Origin of the sequence: Terrihalobacillus insolitus (assembly GCF_028416575.1) — a bacterium.
Taxonomy (GTDB): Bacteria; Bacillota; Bacilli; order Bacillales; family Amphibacillaceae; genus Terrihalobacillus; species Terrihalobacillus insolitus.
On sequence record NZ_JAMQKB010000002.1, the window covers coordinates 273,115 to 291,327 of the forward strand.

General features: G+C 38.4%; 21 protein-coding genes. 11 read left to right on the forward strand and 10 right to left on the reverse strand.

What is annotated here, in order from left to right:
• The first annotated feature begins 25 nt into the window (after positions 1 to 25).
• Positions 26 to 1,183 carry a zinc ribbon domain-containing protein gene (locus NC797_RS04560; protein WP_272435531.1) on the forward strand — a complete coding sequence of 386 codons (1,158 nt, stop codon included), beginning with the start codon at positions 26 to 28 and terminating at the stop codon, positions 1,181 to 1,183.
• 17 nt (positions 1,184 to 1,200) lie between these two features.
• Positions 1,201 to 2,373 (forward strand): S1C family serine protease, encoded by a 1,173-nt coding sequence (locus NC797_RS04565; protein WP_272435533.1) that lies wholly within the window; start codon positions 1,201 to 1,203, stop codon positions 2,371 to 2,373.
• A gap of 363 nt (positions 2,374 to 2,736) precedes the next feature.
• On the opposite strand, the gene NC797_RS04570 is transcribed toward NC797_RS04565, so the two are convergent.
• From NC797_RS04570 to NC797_RS04580, 3 genes are read right to left on the reverse strand one after another with little or no spacing between them, the layout of a single operon-like run.
• Entirely contained in the window at positions 2,737 to 3,147 is a 411-nt protein-coding gene (locus NC797_RS04570) for a YwpF-like family protein (RefSeq protein ID WP_272435534.1), read from the reverse strand.
• A gap of 59 nt (positions 3,148 to 3,206) precedes the next feature.
• Complete coding sequence (gene moaA, locus NC797_RS04575; protein ID WP_272435535.1) at positions 3,207 to 4,229, reverse strand: GTP 3',8-cyclase MoaA; 1,023 nt, start codon at positions 4,227 to 4,229, stop codon at positions 3,207 to 3,209.
• A 13-nt stretch (positions 4,230 to 4,242) separates the two neighbouring features.
• Complete coding sequence (locus NC797_RS04580; RefSeq protein ID WP_272435536.1) at positions 4,243 to 5,535, reverse strand: molybdopterin molybdotransferase MoeA; 1,293 nt, start codon at positions 5,533 to 5,535, stop codon at positions 4,243 to 4,245.
• Positions 5,536 to 5,696: 161 nt separating this feature from the next.
• On the opposite strand from NC797_RS04580, the gene NC797_RS04585 reads away from it, so the two are divergent.
• Entirely contained in the window at positions 5,697 to 5,963 is a 267-nt protein-coding gene (locus tag NC797_RS04585) for a YrhK family protein (protein ID WP_272435537.1), read from the forward strand.
• Positions 5,964 to 5,996: 33 nt separating this feature from the next.
• Entirely contained in the window at positions 5,997 to 6,734 is a 738-nt protein-coding gene (locus tag NC797_RS04590) for a hypothetical protein (RefSeq protein ID WP_272435538.1), read from the forward strand.
• Positions 6,735 to 6,793: 59 nt separating this feature from the next.
• On the opposite strand, the gene NC797_RS04595 is transcribed toward NC797_RS04590, so the two are convergent.
• Positions 6,794 to 7,237, reverse strand: a complete 444-nt coding sequence (locus NC797_RS04595; protein WP_272435539.1) for a hypothetical protein — start codon at positions 7,235 to 7,237, stop codon at positions 6,794 to 6,796.
• Positions 7,238 to 7,583: 346 nt separating this feature from the next.
• Here NC797_RS04595 and NC797_RS04600 point away from each other — a divergent pair, with 346 nt between their 5' ends.
• From NC797_RS04600 to NC797_RS04630, 7 genes are all read left to right on the forward strand, one after another.
• The gene (locus NC797_RS04600) at positions 7,584 to 7,784 is read left to right on the forward strand and encodes a DUF1657 domain-containing protein (RefSeq protein WP_272435540.1); all 201 of its coding nucleotides are present in this window, start codon (positions 7,584 to 7,586) and stop codon (positions 7,782 to 7,784) included.
• Positions 7,785 to 7,853: 69 nt separating this feature from the next.
• Entirely contained in the window at positions 7,854 to 8,327 is a 474-nt protein-coding gene (locus NC797_RS04605; protein WP_272435541.1) for a hypothetical protein, read from the forward strand.
• Between the two features lie 22 nt (positions 8,328 to 8,349).
• The gene (gene spoVAC, locus NC797_RS04610) at positions 8,350 to 8,829 is read left to right on the forward strand and encodes a stage V sporulation protein AC (RefSeq protein ID WP_272435543.1); all 480 of its coding nucleotides are present in this window, start codon (positions 8,350 to 8,352) and stop codon (positions 8,827 to 8,829) included.
• Positions 8,829 to 9,845, forward strand: a complete 1,017-nt coding sequence (spoVAD, locus tag NC797_RS04615) for a stage V sporulation protein AD (protein WP_272435545.1) — start codon at positions 8,829 to 8,831, stop codon at positions 9,843 to 9,845. Before spoVAC ends, spoVAD begins: the two co-directional genes overlap by 1 nt.
• Positions 9,842 to 10,192 (forward strand): stage V sporulation protein AE, encoded by a 351-nt coding sequence (gene spoVAE, locus NC797_RS04620; protein WP_272435546.1) that lies wholly within the window; start codon positions 9,842 to 9,844, stop codon positions 10,190 to 10,192. Before spoVAD ends, spoVAE begins: the two co-directional genes overlap by 4 nt.
• Positions 10,193 to 10,204: 12 nt before the next feature.
• On the forward strand, positions 10,205 to 10,411 hold the full coding sequence (locus tag NC797_RS04625; RefSeq protein WP_272435547.1) for a DUF1657 domain-containing protein: 207 nt from the start codon (positions 10,205 to 10,207) through the stop codon (positions 10,409 to 10,411).
• An 8-nt stretch (positions 10,412 to 10,419) separates the two neighbouring features.
• Positions 10,420 to 11,286 carry a DUF421 domain-containing protein gene (locus tag NC797_RS04630; RefSeq protein WP_272435548.1) on the forward strand — a complete coding sequence of 289 codons (867 nt, stop codon included), beginning with the start codon at positions 10,420 to 10,422 and terminating at the stop codon, positions 11,284 to 11,286.
• Between the two features lie 87 nt (positions 11,287 to 11,373).
• On the opposite strand, the gene NC797_RS04635 is transcribed toward NC797_RS04630, so the two are convergent.
• From NC797_RS04635 to NC797_RS04660, 6 genes are all read right to left on the reverse strand, one after another.
• On the reverse strand, positions 11,374 to 12,354 hold the full coding sequence (locus tag NC797_RS04635) for a zinc-binding dehydrogenase (protein ID WP_272435549.1): 981 nt from the start codon (positions 12,352 to 12,354) through the stop codon (positions 11,374 to 11,376).
• Between the two features lie 6 nt (positions 12,355 to 12,360).
• A complete protein-coding gene (locus NC797_RS04640) occupies positions 12,361 to 13,293 on the reverse strand; it encodes an ArsA family ATPase (RefSeq protein WP_272435550.1) in 933 nt (310 codons plus the stop codon).
• 31 nt (positions 13,294 to 13,324) lie between these two features.
• A complete protein-coding gene (locus NC797_RS04645; protein WP_272435551.1) occupies positions 13,325 to 13,585 on the reverse strand; it encodes a cory-CC-star protein in 261 nt (86 codons plus the stop codon).
• A gap of 94 nt (positions 13,586 to 13,679) precedes the next feature.
• Positions 13,680 to 15,401: a carbon starvation CstA family protein gene (locus tag NC797_RS04650; RefSeq protein WP_272435552.1), complete on the reverse strand. Its 1,722-nt coding sequence runs from the start codon at positions 15,399 to 15,401 to the stop codon at positions 13,680 to 13,682.
• Positions 15,402 to 15,731: 330 nt separating this feature from the next.
• The gene (locus NC797_RS04655) at positions 15,732 to 17,156 is read right to left on the reverse strand and encodes a hypothetical protein (RefSeq protein ID WP_272435553.1); all 1,425 of its coding nucleotides are present in this window, start codon (positions 17,154 to 17,156) and stop codon (positions 15,732 to 15,734) included.
• A gap of 129 nt (positions 17,157 to 17,285) precedes the next feature.
• Entirely contained in the window at positions 17,286 to 18,149 is an 864-nt protein-coding gene (locus tag NC797_RS04660) for a DUF1028 domain-containing protein (RefSeq protein ID WP_272435554.1), read from the reverse strand.
• Positions 18,150 to 18,213 lie beyond the last annotated feature (64 nt).

The window sequence follows — 18,213 nt, forward strand, 5'->3', positions numbered from 1 at the left end:
TTTTGACGGAAGTGGGTGAGCAATTATGTTCTATTGCCCATATTGTGGTAGCATAATTAAAGATGATGAACAGTTTTGTATTCAATGTGGCAAGAAATTGCCTTCAGACATGTATACTCGTATGGAAAAACCTGCACCAAATCGGTTCTGGTATCTCCCTTTCATCTCTGTCTTTTTTATTTTGGCCATTATAGGGAGTTTTTATTTATTTTTAAACTACAAAACAACTCAAGCCAAGGAACTATACTTAGAAGGAGAACAATTAGCATTAGATGGCAGTTATGACAAAGCAAGCTCTGCATTTACAGAAGCACTATCCTACAAGCCGAATTTCCCAGCAGCAGAAACAAATCAAGTGTTTATGGGTATTGCTAAAAAAGTTACCAACTTACTTAATGATGCGCAGGAACAATCAAAGGAAAACTCTTTCAACGAAGCATTGGAACTTATCGATAGCGCTGAAAACAAGCTTCAGAATTATAATGGTGAGGTAGTCAATGAACTCATCAAATCGATATCGGAGCAAAGAAATTCGATCAAGTTGCAACAGCTTACTGTTGAAATGAATAATGATCCAACCATTGAAGAATTGAAAACATTATTGTGGCAGGCCCAAGCTATTAAACTAGAAGAAGCAACTCGAATTGCAACCGAAATAAGAGACAGAATCATTGCTTATACATTTTCTCGTGCTAGTGAACTACTAAATAATAAGCAATTTTCCGATGCAAAGGCCACTGTAAAAGAAGGCTTAAAATATGCTCCAGAATCCGACAAGTTAGTCAGTCTTAAAACAACAATTGAAAAAGAAAAAACAGCATTTGAGACAGCTCAGCAACACAGAATTGAACAAGCAATAAATGCAGCTGAAGAAGAAGAAAAATGGAATGAAAACGAAGCAGTTTCCCTTCAAGATACAACATTAGAAGAAGATAAACAGCAAAATATTGTCGTGAAAGGAAAAATTAAAAGTCTTGCTACCGTTCCTATTACATCTGTATCTATCCAATACCAAATTTTAGATAAAGATGGGTATGAGATTACTTCTAATGAGGTGTTTGTGAACCCTAACACCATATATCCCGAAGAAAACGGGGAATTTGAGTTCACCCACTATGACATTAAAGAAGATGTCACGAACATTCAGGTGAAAGTAACGAAAATAAAATGGTTTGTAGACTAGAGCAATGGGGGGAGAAAATGACAAAGAAAAAAAAAGTTTTTCCTATCCTGCTAACCTGTTTTCTGTTATTACTCGGAGCTTTAAGTGTTTCTAAACTATATGAAAAATGGAACAAGGATTCGCTGTCCGTAAAAAATACTTTAGCAACAAAAGTGAAAGTGGATGATAACGAAAATAAAGATTTAAAAACGATTATCCACGAGGCCCAAAAAGGGGTTGTCCAAATTGAAGCAGCCGGAGAAGAAAGTGACATGATTGGTTCAGGATTCCTCTATAATGAAAAAGGAGACATTATCACCAATGCCCACGTTGTAAAGGACGCGAATGCTATATATGTCAAAACCACAAATGCCAGCACATATCCTGCAGCAGTTGTTGGTATTGGAAAAGAAACTGACATTGCAGTTATTCGTGTACCACAACTTGCCAATCAAAGTCCAATGCAACTAGAGCAAAATATCGTAACAGATGTGGGAGATGAAATCATAGCTGTCGGCAGCCCATTAGGCTTTCAAAATTCAGTAACACTCGGAATCATTTCTGGAATGAATCGTAGCTTTTCAATAGATGATTTCTCATATACTAATGTGTTTCAAATATCCGCTAATATTACGAACGGTAATAGTGGTGGACCATTAATCAATCGTGATTCAGGAAAAGTGATCGGAATAAATTCTGCAGGAGCTGAAGAAGGAACAATTGGATTTAGTATACCAATTAAAAATATAATCGATCAAGTTACCGAATGGTCAAAAACCGCGGACGAGGATACACTTGAATATGCAACACTTGAAAATGAAGTAAAAGAAATAGATCAAGAGCAATTAAAAGAGGATGCGACCTATCTCATCCAGTATTTTTTTAGTAGTCTCGAAGTAAGAGATTATGTGAATGCGTATGCTTTGTTAGGCAGTGATTGGCAAAGTCAAACGACTTATCAAGAGTTTCGTGAGTCCTTTGTCCGTGTTGTCACTACTACAATTACAAATATCGATATAACCTTAGTGGAAGAACAACAATTTATGGTAAAGGTGAATGCCGATAGTACCATTAGACAATCTGATCAGACGACCCAAAAGGTAACCTCTACGTTTGCATTTGAAGTTGGATATGAAAATGATCAGCTCAAAATTTTAAACAGTGAACAATCACCCCTTAACTTAGAAGATCAAGTTGATCCTAACAACTAGAAGCATTTATTTAATTACACCAAAACGAGCTTGGAATTCCAAGCTCGTTTTGGTGTAATTAAAATGTGAGTTCATCCTCTTTAAGTGCGTGTTCAAAAAGTCACCGAATTAGAAGCAAGCAGGTCGAGGTGGCGTAGTTTTGAGGAGCGCAGTGTAGACATAACCTACATGAGCACAAGGAATGCTTCCCCGAATATACATCGCACGAAGGAAAAGTGGGTTTCTTTTCCAAGGACCAGAAAAACAAGCCATTTAAGGAATACAGGCTAAGACCGCCACGTCCTGTGGCAACGCCTGCATGACCCACATCGTGTGGGCCTGAGATGCGCAGCTTATCATTTGGTGACTTTTTGAACATCCTCTTTAAATTCTTTCTTTAAATTCTTCCAACAACTTCTCACCTTGGTGGCCTTCTTCAATCAACGTTTTTAGCATATGCTCAATCAAACTTTTCTTCCGATCTACTAATGTTCCGATAAATAACACATTAATATGATCACCAATTTCATTTACATCTATTACAGTGGACATGAAGGTTGCCGGTTCATTGCTTTCTTTCGTAATTTTAGCTTGAAGCATGATCGGTTCATTATGATTATGAAATTCATTAAAATAGACTAGATACGATTTGTCTAAATATGCTTCTAATACCCAATGGTTTTTATCGTCTTCACGATTTATAATGAGCCCATCCAGTAACGGGATCTTATGTTGGACAATATCCTTCTGCTTATCTTCTAATACATCAAGGGATATCAACTTAAATGTTTTCAACTGAGCACCTCCTTGAGGCCTTTTGTCATATTATTTGTAAACGTTTCAACAACAAAAAATTAACCACCAATATAAGACATTTCTATTTTTTCACGTTTGGTGACTTTCCCCTCTGCACGCTCATCTGAATAGCGATCCTTTCGATTGGACCAAATACTTATCAACTTTTCTTCTAATTGTTCATCGGTAATACCATCCCGTAGTAAGACTCTTAGATCATGACCTGATCCAGCAAAAAGACAAGTGAATATTTTGCCGTCTGCAGACAAACGAACCCTTGTGCAGCTTCCACAAAAAGAATCAGTTACAGAAGAAATCACACCAATCTCGCCTACTCCATCCTTGTATTGATATCTTGAAGCAACTTCACCAAAATAGTTTTGCTCGACAGGAACAAGCGGGAGTTCAGTGTCTATTTGATCAACAATGTCTTTCTTCGTTATGACTGCGTCCATATTCCATCCGTTATGGTTTCCAACGTCCATAAATTCAATAAATCGAAGGATTACGCCTTTATCCTTAAAATGTCTCGCCATTGGAAGAATCTGACTTTCGTTAAGACCTTTTTTTACTACCATGTTTACTTTTACCTCTAGCCCTGCAGTGATTGCAGCTTGAATGCCTTTTAAAACAGGTGCAGCTGTTACACCCCTACCATTGATATGTTTAAACACATCATCATCAATTGCGTCAAGACTAATGTTTACTCTTTTCAAGCCTGCATCTTTAAGTCTTTTAGCTCTTTTTGGTAAAAAAACACCATTTGTCGTTAAAGCAATGTCTTCAATACCTTCAATTTGCAGGAGTTGCTTCACAAGCTGATCTAAGTTTTGCCGAAGAAGCGGCTCTCCCCCGGTTAGTCGAATTTTTTCTGTACCAAGCTTAGCAAACTTAGTCGCAACCCGAATGATTTCGTCAAAGCTTAACAATTGATCCTCATTCAAAAAGCGATATCCTTCTCCAAATATCTCAGCAGGCATACAATAAGTGCATCTAAAATTACATTTATCAATAACAGAAATTCTCAAGTCTTTTAAGGGTCTATCAAACTTGTCTCTGATGAATGCTTTCTTTTTCCCCATTTACCTAAACTCCTTAGATCTGACGTTTAACTTTTTTATGACTAATGGAAAATGTTTCTTGACCGGACAGGGAATCGACCAGCAAAACATCCACAACAGCTCCTGCTTCAAATCCTCTAGTTCCCCCAGGCAGAACCATCAATGCATTTGTATTAGAAAGAGAAGTAACAACAGCAGATTTATCTATTCCTGCTGGGCGAACATAAACACTACCGTTTCTGTAGTTAATCTTTGCTCGTACAAACCTTGTAAACGGGTTAGGTTTCGGAAAGTCTTCTTCTAACGTTGCTTGAATCGTTTGCGTAAAAGGCTTATTATCATGCAAAAACATTTGGATAATCGGCCGCGTAAATAGTTCAAACCCAACATAACAAGCAGAAGGATTACCTGAAAGGCCGAACAATAATTTCGAATTCCATTCTGCTACTGTTGTTACACTCCCTGGCCGCATCCCAATTTTATTAAATAACACACGAGCCCCTAATTTCTCATAAATGGCAGGAAGCAAATCAAAGTCTCCTACAGAAACACCACCTGTTGTTACTAAAAAGTCAACATGTTGGATGGCTTGCTCAATGGCTTCAAAACTTTGTTCAAAATCGTCAATCAGCTTACCAAAATAAACAGGTTCTCCGCCTGCGCGCTTAATTTGGCTAACGATCATCGGCGCATTTGAATTTCTGATCTTTCCTGGTTCTAATTCTTGCTCAATATCCAAGAGCTCTGAACCAGTTGCAATAACACCTATAACAGGCTTTTTTACAACTTTTACTTTCGCATATCCAAAGGTCGCTAGTAAGGCCTTTACCCCTGGATTAATCCTAGTTCCTTTTTCAACAAGTATTTCACCTTGAGACGTTTCTGAACCTTTTATAATAATATTCTGTCCAGGCTTTATAGTACGCTTGATCGTCATAAAGTGATTGCTATCTTGTTCATACGTTTGGCAAATTTCAAACATGGCAACACAATCGGCACCATATGGGATTTCTGCTCCTGTCATTATCCGTACAGCTTCACCCGCTTTGACAGCATTTTGGGCACGGTGACCTGCTCCAATGTGCTCTGTTACCTTAAATGTAACGGGATTGTGTTGCGAGGCGTTGGCTGTATCTAAAGAACGAATAGCAAAACCATCATAAGGGGATTTGTCAAATGGTGGGATAGGATGTGTGGCAATTATCGTTTCAGCAAGCTTTCTGTCATCGCAATCATCAATTGAAATGCTTTCCATTTCACCTGTTTTTTTATAATCCATTACTAATTTCACAGCTTGATCTACAGGTATTGGCTTTCTAATTTCCAACTGAAATCCATCCCTTCCACCGAACACTTATTTTATTTAATTTTAACAGAAAAAAAGCAAAAAAAACAACAGTAAGTCACTGCCAGCAGAAAAGGGGGAATGGTTAACAAATGTATCTTTTCGGGAATAGTATTAAATACACATAAAAAGGAGGATTAAATATGGATCAGAAGCAATTGCATATTGGGAAATATGACATATTTTTTAAAAAACGTTATGAGATCATGTATAATATAAATGACTTCTTAATCGCAATCTTGTTTTTAATTGGGAGCATTTTCTTTTTTTACGATTCCTTACAATATTACGGGATATGGCTTTTTGTTATAGGAAGTATACAATTAAGCATTCGTCCATTCATCCGAATCATTCATAACATCCATTTTAAAAAGCATATTGAAAAACAACAAAAAAATCGCCGCTCATAATTTGGAGGATATAAATTCACAGGAGATGGTTATGTGAAAAAGTACTTATTTTTTATTTTATTTTTTATTTTACTTAGTGCATGTTCAAAGGAGGAAAAACCCGTTATTGAAAAAGAAGTTTCTCCTGCTAAAGGTCAGGACGAACAACCAGTCCTCGTTGAAAAACAAGATGAAGAAAAACAGAAAAAGGAAATGTCCATTACGTTTCCACTAGAAGATGAGCAAATTATTATTAACCTAGAAATGGTCCCAATTTTAGAGGAATATTTAGCTGCGGTTCCAAATCGCAAAGAAGAAATCAAACGAATGAAATTAGAAAGAATGGATATTGTAGACAAAAGCACCATCTATCTGCTGGAGTTTGCCTGTCAAAATGACAAATGTTCTTACATTCTGTTTGATCAAAGTAATGACGATAGCGCCTACCTTGTCGCTGATTTAGCAAAACTGAACAAGATACTTGTTTCCCCAGACGAAAGTAAGCTTGCATTACAATTCCGGCGGCAGATTAATAAAGAAAATGACGTCTATACAGATAAATTGATCGGTGTAAATCTTGAGGATTGGGGAGTGGTGTCTTTCGTATCGGATACAGATGAAATAGACCTTAACTATAAGTGGCCGATCATTTTCTCCACTTGGAAAGATAACAACACGCTGTTGGTTGAAATTCCAGATCTAATTGAACCTTCTATCGAATCATTAAAACAGTGGAAAAACATGGATAAAAAAACGAAATCAATCAATCTGAAGGTAAAAACGGAACAGTAATTTTGTTCACAGAAAAAGCCATGGGTCAGTGAAACCACGGCTTTTTCCATTTATGTAATTTACTGAAACTGAATCGTTTCTTCTGATTTAATATTAATAATTTGACCATTAAAATAAAACTGACCATTGGCAAATAAGGTGTACTCTCCTTTTTCCAGAGAGGAGTAGACTCTAGGTTCTTGCGGATAATATACATCACCAGGATCTAGAGTTTGTGTCACAGGACTTCCAGTGAAACGTGGTTTATCATATTCAACTGAAATAGAAATTAATGGTGTCCTGTGCATAATGGTAATTTGTTCTTCTCCTTTATATTCCAGTGATCGAAGGACCTGAAACCCTTGATCCGTTCTTTCTGCACGCACATGCAAAATAAAATCATCATTCACCTTGTTCATTTCAACTGGCTCCGTCAACTTCGCTTTGCTAGAACCCATAACTAAATAAAATGTACCACTAATAACAACCATTAATATGAACAAAAGTCCTATTAAACGTTTCACACGCTAACTCCTCCCATCCTCTTGTAGATCCTCTTTAAAAAACTTCTCTATATATTAGTAAGACGTTTGAAAGTTGGAAAAAGTTTCATTATTTTCAGAATTTATTTCCATACCGCTCCATATTTTTCGAAACATGCATACGCTTTATGCCCATAATTCTAAATTAGATTACTCCTATAATTTTAGGTCAATCCTTTATTCTTGTCCGTATAATAAACCTTTATTTGCAAAAATTAATTCATGTGAACTTCTTTATTCTTCTATAAGTAGGGATAAATAGGAAGGTTAAAATCGTCATTTTGTAAGACACTATATCGTGTAAGAAATGAATGAAGGAGGAAACTAGATGACCGTAGCAACGCAAGTAAAACAAACATTAGCTGGACTTAAAAGTGCACAAGCAAGTTTTGAAACATTTGCACTTCAAACCCAAAATAAACAGGCGAAACAATTATATGAGAGTGCAGCACAACAAACCCAAACACTTGTTAATGAATTACAACCCCGAATAAACCAAATAGAAAACGAAGAACCACAATATAAATAATTTGTTAACAAAGAGGTTGGACTCAACCCAACCTCTTTATACTTATTTAAAGAAATGGGTGATAAAAGGATGAAAATCAAACATCTGCACCTTTTGGTTTGTTTAATCTTTCTTATGACATTCATAGGAGGCTGCTCGAACCAAGATAATGACAATCGTGAAACAGTAGAAGGGTCAGACATTAACTACACAAAGGTAAAAACAACTACGCCACTTGACCAAACCGTGTCAAATGAGGCCAAAAAATTGTTAGCAAACAAAAATAGTATTTCAGGTGTCCGGGCAGTTAACACAGATAAAAAACTCTTTGTCGCACTTGAAATAACTCAGTTTGATCGCCTTCAGCTTAAAAAAATCGAAAAAGAAACTAAAGAAACTTTGAAAAAGAAATACCCAAACATGCAACATGAAGTATCAACAGATAAAAAAATTTATATTGAGTTAGATGAATTAGAAAAAAAACTACAACAAAAAAAGATAAAAATGAAAGATTTAAATCAAGAAATAAAGTCAATTAAAAAGAAAATGAATGACAAAGCCTAAACACGATACGGGAGGGACTATAATGGCAAACAAGAAAAAAAAGAAACTAACCCCAACACAGCAACAATATCAAACATTACAAAAACAAAACGAAACAAAACGTCCTGTCCTTAAAAACTGTATAAAGGCCTTTTTTGTAGGTGGATTTATTTGCTTTGTCGGTCAGCTCCTTTCTACTTTTTACATTTATTACTTTAATTTCACGGAACAAACAGCTGGTAATCCAACCGTTGCGACACTAATTTTTATCACGATGTTGTTAACTGGTTTTGGTGTGTACGATCGGATAGCGCAATTTGCAGGAGCTGGAAGCGCCGTCCCTGTAACTGGCTTTGGCAACTCCGTTATTTCAGCCGCAATTGAACATAGGACAGAGGGTTTTGTGCTAGGAGTAGGTGGAAACATGTTTAAGTTAGCTGGATCGGTCATTTTATTTGGTGTATTTTCTGCCTTTATTGTTGCTTTAATTAAAACCATCTTGATCCAATGGGGGGGATTATAATGCTTACTGGACACCGAACTTGGTTATTTGAAAACAAACCAACTATCGTATCCACAGGGACGATTGGTGGCCCTTTTGAAGGAAACGGAAACATTCCAGATGATTTCGATACGATACATGCCGATCTTTACATTGGTCAGGATTCGTTTGAAAAAGCGCATAAAATTTTGCTTGAAGAGGCCTGTCAAAAAGCGATTGAAAAAGCGGGCATCCAAAAAGAAAATGTACAATTTTTTCTTGGCGGTGATTTAATCAATCAAATCACACCGACAAGCTTTGCAGCTCACACACTTGGTTCACCATACTTAGGACTATTTGGTGCATGTTCGACCTCAATGGAGGGACTTGCTCTGGGTGCTTTTTTAGTAAATGGAAATGGGGCACAATACGTCCTAACTGGAGCTTCCAGTCATAATGCAGCTGTTGAAAGACAATTTCGCTATCCTACAGAATATGGGGGACAAAAACCGCCTACAGCACAGTGGACTGTTACTGGTGCAGGAGCTGCATTATTAACAAATATAGGACAAGGCCCTAAAGTTACTTCGGCAACAATAGGAAAAGTTGTTGACATGGGGTTAACAGATCCATTTAATATGGGGGGAGCAATGGCACCAGCTGCCGTTGACACAATTGAAGCACACCTAAAAGAACGAGGTGTAGATGCCTCCTATTATGACTTAATTGTAACGGGTGACTTGGGTCATATTGGTAGAAAGGCTTCCCTTGAGCTTTTTGAAAAACATGGAACAAAGATAAATCCTGACCGTTATGTGGATTGCGGATTAACCATTTACAAAGAGGAACAACAGGTGAATGCCGGAGCAAGTGGTGCAGCATGTTCCTCTGCCGTTATATATGGGCATTTTTTAAACCGACTCAAAAAAGGGGAAATTTCCAAAATGTTGGTGGTGGCAACAGGTGCCTTACATTCTCCAATTACCGTGCAACAAAATGAAACAATGCCTTGTATAGCCCATGCGGTATCAATAGAGGCTGGAGGTGACGAAAGGTGATCTTCTTTTGGGCTTTTGTCGTTGGCGGGCTCATTTGTGTTATTGGTCAAATTATGTTTGACGTCTTTAAATTAACACCAGGTCATACTCTTAGTACTTTAGTTGTAGTAGGAGCAGTGTTAGATGGGCTCGGTCTTTACGAACCACTAATCGATTTTGCTGGTGCTGGTGTGACCGTACCGATTACGAGCTTTGGTAATTCCCTCGTACACGGTGCAATGGAAGAAGCAGAGAAACACGGACTTATCGGTGTTGTAACAGGGATGTTTGAAGTAACAAGCGCAGGCATTTCAGCTGCCATTATCTTTGGTATGATTGGTGCCATTCTATTTAAAGCAAAAGGATAAGGAGTAATCAACATGACCATTGGAACACAGGTAAAACAGTGTCTTTCAAGTATAAAAAGTATTGAGGCCGGACTTTCCAGTTTAGCAATCCGTACTCAGGATAAAGAAACAAAAGCTATTTTAGAGGAAAGTGCAGGAACAATAGGCGAGATCAAACATGATATGAAAGCAAGAATAAAAGACCTAGAAAGAGAAGAAGATCAATACAAAGGCTTTTGATCAAAGGAGTGGAAACAATGCCAGATTGGCTGCTTGTAATCCTACGAGCGATAGGCCTGCTCATTACAGTGTTCGCCATATTAAAGTGGCTTGGAAAACGACAACTTTCAGAATTAACCTTGTTTGAATATATAATCGGAATCGTACTGGGAAGTATTGCTGCTGAGATTACAATAAGCCCGAATCAAAACATGACAAATGGATTAATTGGAATGGCGGTTTGGTTCATTGTTCCATTTATCGTTATTTTACTGTCAATGAAAAGCCACGCAATACGGAATATTACCCAAGGAAAAGGGACAGTTTTTATTAAAGATGGGAAAGTATTAGAAGATAATTTAAAAAAAGAAAAATATACAGCGGATGAACTGCTAGAGAAATTAAGGAGAAAGAGTCTTTTCAATACAGCAGATGTGGAATTTGCTGTACTTGAAACAGATGGTAGCTTGAGCGTTCTTCCTAAAAAGGATAAACAACCCATTACGCTTAGTGACTTAGGAGTAAAACAATCAACAAAAGAACCCCAAACCGTTCTGATGGATGGAGAAATTTTAAACGAACCATTAGCAACAGCGGGAAGAAGTGTGGCATGGTTGGAAACGGAATTAGATAAGCTTGGTGTTAGTATTGAAAATGTCTTTTTAGGACAAGTAGATGCAATGGGTCAGCTAACTGTTGACTTATATGATGACAAGTTAACGGTTCCGTCTCCACAAGAAAAGCCGCTTTTATTAGCTGAAATGAAAAAATGCCAAGCAGATCTTGAATTGTTTGCACTTCAAACAGACAATACAGAAGCAAAGAAAATGTTTGAAAAAAACAGCAAAAGGCTTCAATCCGTAATTGATAAAGCAACTTCTGTCTTACAAAATTAAATATTCCCAAACCATCTGAGATCAGGTGGGTGTCTCCTCCACCTGATGAAAACTCTAATGGAGATCTATCCTAACCAATATTCCTTTTCAACCTATTTTCAATGCTACTTTTCCAAATTGTTTCCCTGCTTGTAAATAGTCAAACGCTTCCTGTGTATCCTTTAAATCAAACACTTGATCAACAACAGGTTTGATATCTTTCGTTTCAATAAATCTTAACATGTCACGAAGTTCTTCTCGACTCCCCATCGTAGTCCCAAGTAATTGATACTGACCATAAAAGAATTTGCGGATATTAATCGTCACATCATCCTCAGTAGTTGCACCAAATGTAACCAATTTACCTCCACGTTTTAACACCTCAAGTGATCGGTTAAAGGTTGCTTTACCAACACTTTCAATAACGATATCAATTTGCTCATTTTGAAGAATTTCTGGCCAGTCGGCTGACGTATCGATTGCTAGATCTGCCCCAAGTTGGATTGCTTTTGCACGCTTCTGTTCACTTCTTGAAGTGACAATTACTCGTGCATCTGCAGCTTTGGCGAACTGAATGAGATAGGTTGCAACACCACTACCAGCACCCGGAATAAATACGGTATCTCCACTTTTTACTTGTCCTTTTGAAAATATAGCACGATAACCTGTTAACGCTGATAATGCAACAACCCCTGCTTCTTTCCAATCAAGATGAGCAGGCTTTTTTTCAACGTGATCTTCCGAAACCACTATCTTTCCAGCGAACGTTCCATTGTCTGGAAGACCTAAAATTTCAAAACCTTCAGGTGGTGCATCACTCTTTTCTTTCCAACCAAGACCCGGGTTTACGATCACTTCATCCCCAATCGTAAATTCTCGAACCCCTTCTCCAACTTCAACAATAATTCCTGCCCCATCAGACCCAATCACAAGTGCAGGATCTGCTTCGTTTCTTCTATTGGGCAATTTTAAGTCGCGGTGGTTTAAACCTGCATACTTCAATTTAATCTTGACTTGGTTTTGCGAAACTACTGGCTCCTCTACTTCTTTGTATACAAATGATTTTCCTTGTAGCACAAAAGCATGCATACTGCCTCACCCTTTCTGTAAAAATGACCCGAATTCTTCTAGCTGATCCATCGTCGTAATATCGCGATCAAAAAACGGAACTTTTATAATGGATTGATCCACGAACGTTTGCTCAATCATAGCTAAATAGTGTTTTTCGTGTTCTTTACGATTCGAGAAAAACTGCCCCTCCACTTGATCTGGTAACTGCTTATTTACGATAATTGTTCGGACGTGCAAGTGATAATTGTCAAGTAATTGGATCGCTTTTTTCGTTTCCAATATGGGTACCTTTTCTGGATTAAGCACAAAAATAAATCCAGTTTTTTTCGTATCCAGTAGAATTTCTCTTACTCTCTTAAATTTTGTTTGTCTTTGCTGTAATACGTCAAAAATTGGATCTTCAACAGGTTCACCATCATGCAACAATTGTGCATAGTTCTGATTCGTCTTTTTCCTTTTTTCAAGAAGTCCTTCCATCCATACCCCCATTAACTCAGGCAAGGATAACAAGCGAATCGTATGACCAGTTGGAGCTGTATCAAAGATCAGCATATCATAATTGTCGCTTTCCTCTAAAATGATTGATACAAGCTTGTCAAAAAGAGCCGCTTCCTCCGCACCTGGAGAAGCTTTTGCAGTGTCAATTTGACGATTTACTTCATCTACCATTTCCGCTTTCACTAGACCTTTTAAGTTTTCTTTTACGCCTTTTATATAGTGCTCAGTCTCCAACTCTCCATCTATTTCTAATGCATCAAGGTTCGTAGTTATATTGGTGATGGATCCACCGATTCCCTGGTCAAACATATCTCCAAGATTATGGGCAGGATCCGTTGAGATGAGTAAGGTCTTTTTTTGATTTTGTGCACTGTTTAATGCCAGGGCTGCTGCGGTAGTCGTTTTCCCAACACCACCTTTGCCACCAACGAAAACAATCGACTTATTTAATTCATTCATTTCTACACCTCTTTTTTTTGAACAACCTCTATTAACAGCAACGAAAACCATCTAATGGTGATTTGTCCATCCCCATTCTTAGATGCCAATCATGAAATTTCTCTAACATATAAGGATACAGTTCTAACGTGTAATAATATACAGGGTTCGGAATCCCAATCATTTCTGAGTATAATAAAAGTAAAAACAGGTCATCTTCATCTCTTAGTTCTCTGGCAATCTCCAAACGATGGGGCATGCTTAATACCTCATCATACCATTGGATTAATTTTTTCAGCTTGTCCAACGCCATCTTAACAGATACTCCCTTCTTTTCTTATGAAAGCGGGGATCAAAATAATGATCCCCGCAAATCTTATTTAAGTACATTGAGACATTCGCTTGCTTTACGTTAGTCTATCTTTTTTATATAAGGTTGACACTGCTGTCAATATAATCCATACAGCAAATACAAAGATAATCGCGCCAAAAATAAATAGTAACATACTAGCTTCAGAACCGTACCAAGCCCACTTGAAAAGTACTTGGTTAAACATCGCTAGTAGCGTCATAAATAATAGGAACACCATCGGGATAAATGCAATCATATAGTTTCTGCCCTGATTCTTTAACCAGATCGAAATAAGTAACAAGCTAATTCCTGCTAAAAGCTGATTGGATGTTCCAAAAAGTGGCCATAGTAAATATCCTCCTGAACCAAAACCCTTTGGTCCTTCTGGTAATAGCACAAGTGCTGCACTTAATACAACCGCAACCGATGTGGCCACATGTGTTTTTGTTAAGGCAGGAATCTTATATTCCACGCCTAGCTCCGATATGATGTAGCGCATTAACCGAACAGATGTATCAAGAGTCGTTGCCGCAAAACTCACAACGATGACAGACACAATGGTTGTAGCAATATCAGCAGGAATGCCAAGTCCTCCAGCAAGTTGACTTGCACCATTTACAAACACACCTAGACCTGCACCACTTGCTTCCGTAAAACTGCTATATGTTGCAGTAAATTGTTCGGTAGACGGAAAAAATGTAATAACCGCAACAATGGTGACCAGTGCAAGTGCACCCTCACCAACAGCACCTAAGTATCCAACAAATCGAGCATCTGTTTCCTTATCTAACTGTTTTGAAGATGTGCCCGACGAAACGAGTCCATGAAATCCTGAAATGGCACCACACGCAATCGTAATAAAGAGGAGCGGGAACCAGGATACATCTGCACCACTATTTGTCGCTGGTGCTGTAATTTCTGGATTCGAGAATAACAGACCCAAATATAAAATAGCCAGACCGACAACTAGTTGGTGTGAATTAATGTAATCCCTAGGTTGTAAAAGCTTCCAAACAGGTAGCGTAGAAGCGATATATACATAGATCATTAAAATAATAATCCAGATAAAAAACGCGCTAGAAGTTGTGCTCAATCCGAACATTCCTGTTGCACCTTCTCCACCCATCCATGCGATTAAATCAATTTGGAGAAATGATACCCTGCTTGAAATAATAGCAGTCAAATACATGACAGCTAACGCAATTAGGGAAGGAACCAACATGCTTCCCTTCTTCTTATAGACGGAATAACCAATCCAAACCGCGAGTGGAATTTGAATAAACACAGACAATACACTCGCTGGAAAGGAAATGAATAGATTTGCAATAACCCAAGCAAACACTGCATTAACCATAAGCACTAAAATGAGAATGATGAACAAAAACAACAATTTTGCTTTCTTTCCAATCAAATTCTGTGCTAGCGTACCTACAGATTGTCCTTTGTTACGTACCGACAACACCAATGTTCCAAAATCGTGCACACCTGCTGCAAAAACCGTTCCTAGTACTACCCATAAAAATGCGGGCAGCCATCCCCAATAAACGGCAATTGCTGGTCCAACAATTGGAGCTGCACCTGCCACAGATGTGAAGTGATGTCCCCATAACACAAACTTATTTGTTGGTACAAAATCTACTCCATCCTTGTATTGATGTGCTGGAGTGACATAGTTTGGATCTAATCGATAGATCCGTTCGGCAATCAGCTTAGAGTAATAACGGTAACCTAAGAAAAAAACAATAATACCCACAATTGCAATACCAATACCACTCATTTTTAAACCTCCCTTTGATTAAGTTTTACTCGTATAAGTAGCTTTGCGCCGCGCCTTCACTAAGAAAGCGCTTTAACCTTATACAAGAAATAAAACCGCATGGCGATCCCATTACCACTAGTGTATCGTCTAAAACACCTAAATAGTACTTATTAACGAAGAAAAATTGCGTAATAGATGGATGAACTAGTGTTAACAGAATTTTATAAATAGCGGTTCCATTTCATTTTAAACGATGATAGAAGTTGAATCAATACATAATCACATCACCATCGACTAAACACAAAAATGCTGAGTTCTCACTGAACCCAGCATTTTTTGTAAAACCTCTTAAAATAATAAAACCGCTAAAATGGTTGATACAATCAACCCTAGCATAACAGGAAGAAAGTTTTTTCGAACTAATTCCATTACTGGCACACCACAAAAGCCAGCTACCGCTACTAAGGAGGACCAAGCAACAATCGTTCCACCACCAGTCCATATCGAACCCATTTGACCAATTGCAGCTAAAGTTGCGGGGTCAATTGGGCCGTTCGCTAGTGCACCTGCCAATGAACCTGTCAACGGAAGACCGGAAAATCCTGAACCATCTAATCCAGTGATGATCCCAATAATCAAAATACTGAAAGCAGCCAAGAAAGCATTTTGCGGTAGAAATGCTTGAGATGACTGAACGAGTTCAAATAAAAGTGCAGGTGGATCTCCTTCCGTAATCGAAAGGATGCTTCCAGAAAAATCAGAGCTTCCAAGGAAGAAGAAACCTGCTATCGGGATAACTGGTCCCATCGCTTTAAAAGCAAAAACAAAACCATTTGTTATATGGTCACTAATATGATCTAGAGCACTTCTTTTTCCGAATGCAACAGTTGACAATAAGAGTAGAATAACAGCAACGCCACCAATAAATGCAGCACCGTCCCCACCTTCAAAACCACCCATTCTGCCTGTCGTTAATTTGGTAGACACCATATAAACCATGACAGCTAGCATGGAAAGTGGAACTAAAACGGCAAAAATTCTACTCCAAGTTGTTGTCGCTTTGCTTTCGGCAGGTTCTGTTTGTTCTTCAGAGCCTTGCAATAATTGCAACTCACCCTCTATTCTAGGGTCGTTTGCAGACATTATTGATTTACGGTTTACTAAATAGGCTACAGCAAGTGCGACAAAACCTGAAATGAGTGATAAAATTAACGCCTCATTAATCATTGCACTAGGTTCAATTCCCGCAGCTTTTGCCGATAATCCTGGAGCGACTTGAATCACGTAGTCTGAGGAGAGTGCCATCCCCTGACCCGCAAGTGCGACCGCCACAGCGGCGAGCATTGCTGGCAATCCAGCCCTTACGGCAGCAGGTACTAATAGTGCACCAATAAGTGGTACAGCTGGTGTCGGCCAAAAGAATAACGAAATCACATAGGTGACACCAATTAACACGAAGAATGCGACATGACCATTGACCATTATCTTCTGAATTGGTTGAATCATCCGTTTATCTGCACCTAAATCTTTAAGTGAGTGCAGCAATGCAACCATGAACGTGATAATCAAAAAAATGTTAAACAATTCTTTTGCCGCAACTAAATTTGCATTAAAAATGGCAGTAAATCCATCGATTACACTCCCCTTATATACCCACGCAATGACAAAGGTACCGAGCAAGGTCGGGAGAACCACACCCCGGCGGCATGCCATCGTGATAATAATGAGCAGCGTAAAAGCACCATACAACCAATGAGAAACCGTTAAATCCATCCGTATACCTCCCTTTCGCATGATCACTTACTTGGTTTCTATGTGATAGCCTATGCGAAAGGGTAGGATTGGGTGATACTAGCGGAGTCTGCCTCTTAGTGTATGGAGTAAATTAGAAAATTTTCAAGTTTATTTATTTTTCATGAACTCCAACACTTCTTTGTCGATTTTTCCTTTTTCGAGCTCCCTTTCTTCAAAATTTTCAGTATGGAGAAATTGTGTTAATGCCTTGTGAAAAGCGTCATTTTCAGGATTCGACTCTGATAGATAGCCCCATTTATTGAGTGCCTCGATCACTTCTGTTTTCGTATCTCCCTCAATGGATAAAATGTTCTCCTTTTTTGTTTCACCAAAATAAAGCTGTTGGAGCTTGTATAACCTCGCCAATTCATCAATTGGTTCAGGATGATCATCGACCCGTAAATCAATATACCTGTCATTAAAACCACCATAGCCACCTTGTTCCTTAACAACGTATAGGGCCGCTGATTGTTTTCCCCTGCTATCACCGCCAGCAGTTTGGGCGGCGTCTAATGCTGCTAATAAGCGCTCTGCCAAGCTTCCTTTATTCTCCTCAAAAGCACGCCCCATGGCAGTCACTGTTTCTTCGTTCACGAGAATATTTCCTTGTACCGCATAATTTTTTCCTGTGACTCCACCTGCCCAATCATAACAATTTTCACCTGTAAAAGTGGCAGCATTCCCTTTTGCATCTATTATTCCAACCTGACGTTCCTCACGATCTGAATCATGAGCAAGTAATGCCTGTAAAGCCTCCTCTGGTGATTTACCTTCCTCCAAAAGCTGCAATCCGTCTGGCCCATAGGATGGATTACCAAATGCTTGTGTTGCAACGGCTCCTACACCCGCCTTTGCCCAAGGAACAACAGACCCAACTGCAATAAATTTAGACTGAACACCTACACCAAGTTCACCTGTTTCTGGATCAAATCCGACAATAGAAAAAGTAGCAATCGTTTTCGTTGTATTCATTTCCAATTCCTCCTTGTATGTACGTTCTCTTCTATTTTTCTAAATCATCTGTATCAAAGCAAGC